The sequence below is a fragment of the Actinoplanes sp. NPDC048791 genome (assembly GCF_040650095.1).
Lineage (GTDB): Bacteria > Actinomycetota > Actinomycetes > Mycobacteriales > Micromonosporaceae > Actinoplanes.
Genome location: NZ_JBEZGQ010001137.1, coordinates 1 through 2,485 on the forward strand (window position 1 = coordinate 1; position 2,485 = coordinate 2,485).

Below are 2,485 nucleotides of genomic sequence, written 5' to 3' on the forward strand. Positions count from 1 at the left end.
TCGACCGGCCCGGGCCACGCGGCCGGGGACCGGGCCGGTCCAGCCGGGCGACCGTGCTCTCGACCAGCTCGCGGGTCTCGGCGGTGACACTGCCGCGGCCGTTGAGCACGCGCGACACGGTGGCGATGGAGACGCCCGCCGCCGCGGCGACTTCCCGGACGGTGCTCCGGCCCGTCCGTGTTACATCGCTCTGTTTCACGAAAAGGACCGTAGCAGCGCGACTGAACGGTTGACAGAAGAGTTTCCGGATTGTTTTCTGTCGATGGTGGCGGAACCTCTTGTTCCATCTGTTACAGGGTTGGGGAGCGAGCCATGAGACGGCGAGCGTTCGGGGCGGCGGCCACCGCTGCCCTGTTGGTATTGACCACGGCACCCGCGCAGGCCCACGGCGGCCGGACCCCCGAGGCCCGGGTGTGGGTCACCACTGTCGATCGGGCGGAGCAACTTCACGAGCGGGCCCCGGTCGCGTTCAGCCGCGGTGGCAGCCCGGAGACCACCATCACGATCGACCCGGGCACCCGCTACCAGAGCATGGACGGCTTCGGTGCCTCGCTGACCGACTCCGCCGCCAGCGTGCTCTACCGCCTCGACCCGGCGGCCCGCGAGCAGGCCATGCGGTCGCTGTTCGACCCGCGTTCCGGGATCGGCGTCAGCTTCCTGCGCCAGCCGATCGGCTCCTCCGACTTCACCGCCGCGGCGGCGCACTACAGCTACGACGACGTGCCGGCCGGGCAGACCGACTTCGGCCTGCGGCATTTCAGCATCGACCACGACCGGGCGCAGATCCTGCCGCTGCTGCGCCGGGCCCGGCAGCTCAACCCCGAGCTCAAGATCATGGGTACGCCGTGGAGCCCGCCCGCGTGGATGAAGACGACGGACTCGCTGATCGGCGGGCACCTCAAGGACGACCCGAGGATCTACGACGCGTACGCCCGCTACCTGGTCGCCTTCGTGCAGGCGTACACCCGGGCCGGGGTGCCGATCGACTACCTCACCGTGCAGAACGAGCCGCAGAACCGGCACGACGGCGGCTACCCGGGTGCGGCCGTACCGGTGGCGCAGGAGGCCAAGGTCATCTCGGCGCTCGGCCCGCTGCTGCGCCGGGCCAGCCCCCGCACCAAGATCCTCGGCTACGACCACAACTGGACCACCCATCCCGGCGACGTCGCCACCACCCCGGCCGGTGAGGACCCCGAGACCGACTACCCGTACCGGTTGCTGGACAGCCCGGCGGCGAAGTGGATCGCCGGGACCGCGTACCACTGCTATTCGGGGGACCCGAGCGCGCAGACCGCGTTGCACGAGGCGCACCCGGACAAGGGCATCTGGTTCACCGAGTGCTCGGGCTCGCACGGCCCCACCGACACCCCGGAGCAGATCTTCCGCGGCACGCTGACCTGGCACGCCCGCACCCTGACCATCGGCACCACCCGCAACTGGGCCAAGTCGGTGGTCAACTGGAACATCGCCCTGGACAGCACCGGCGGCCCGCACCTGGGCGGCTGCGACACCTGCACCGGGCTGCTCACCCTGCAGGCCGACGGCACGGTGACCCGCGACGCCGAATACTTCACCATCGGGCACCTGGCGAAGTTCGTCCGCCCCGGCGCGGTCCGCATCGCCAGCACCTCGTTCGGCACCACCGGCTGGAACGGCCAGCTCATGGACGTGGCGTTCCGCAACCCGGACGGCTCCACCGCCCTGGTGGTGCACAACGAGAACGACGACCCGCGCACCTTCGCGGTCGCCGTCGGGGACCGGTCGTTCGAGTACACGCTGCCCGGCGGCGCCCTGGCCACCTTCACCTGGCCCCGCGGTCTCACCTCGGAGCTCGACCTCGTGCCGCTGACCGGGGCCACGGCGACGGCCTCCCCGGCGGGGGAGACCCCGGCGGCCGCGGTCGACGGCGACGGCTCCACCCGGTGGTCCAGCGGCGCCGCGCAGCAGCCGGGCCAGTACCTGCAGGCCGACCTCGGCCGTACCCGCACGTTCCGCCGGGTGGCCATCGACAGCGGCGCCAGCACCGGCGACTACGCCCGCGGCTGGGAGCTCACCGCCAGCACCGACGGCACCTACTGGCGCACCCTGGCCCGCGGTACGGGCACCGGCCAGCTCACCAACGTCGACGTCCGCCCGACCCGGGCCCGCTACCTGCGGGTCACGTCGACGGGCAGCAGCGGAAGCTGGTGGAGCATCGCGGATCTGCGCTTGTACCGGTGATCGCTTGACCCGGCCCCTGGGGCAGGCGGCACCCTGAACGCCTGCCCCAGCGGGCCCGGTCCGACGATCAGGAGAAGTGTGATGGACATCCGTACCCGTGACGTGCCCGAGCTGCACGTCGTCACCGAGCAGCGCAGCGTCGACCAGGCTGCCCTCGAGGCCTGGCTGCCCGGGGCGATGGCCCGGGTCGCGGCGGCCGCCACCGAGGCCGGCGGCGTGCTCGGCACCGGCGCGTGGACCTACCACGACCGCCCCGGGACCGAGG

The 2,485-nt window shown here is 72.2% G+C and carries 3 protein-coding genes; 2 read left to right on the forward strand and 1 reads right to left on the reverse strand.

The features are described from left to right. A partial coding sequence (locus tag AB0C29_RS43295; protein ID WP_360833460.1) for a LacI family DNA-binding transcriptional regulator occupies nt 1-199 on the reverse strand: 199 nt, incomplete at its 3' end. A gap of 113 nt (nt 200-312) precedes the next feature. Here AB0C29_RS43295 and AB0C29_RS43300 point away from each other — a divergent pair. Then, nucleotides 313-2,220, forward strand: coding sequence for a discoidin domain-containing protein (locus AB0C29_RS43300; RefSeq protein WP_360833462.1), 1,908 nt, complete (start codon nt 313-315; stop codon nt 2,218-2,220). A gap of 81 nt (nt 2,221-2,301) precedes the next feature. Next, nucleotides 2,302-2,485, forward strand: a 184-nt coding sequence (locus AB0C29_RS43305) for a hypothetical protein (RefSeq protein ID WP_360833464.1), incomplete at its 3' end; no start/stop codon positions are given.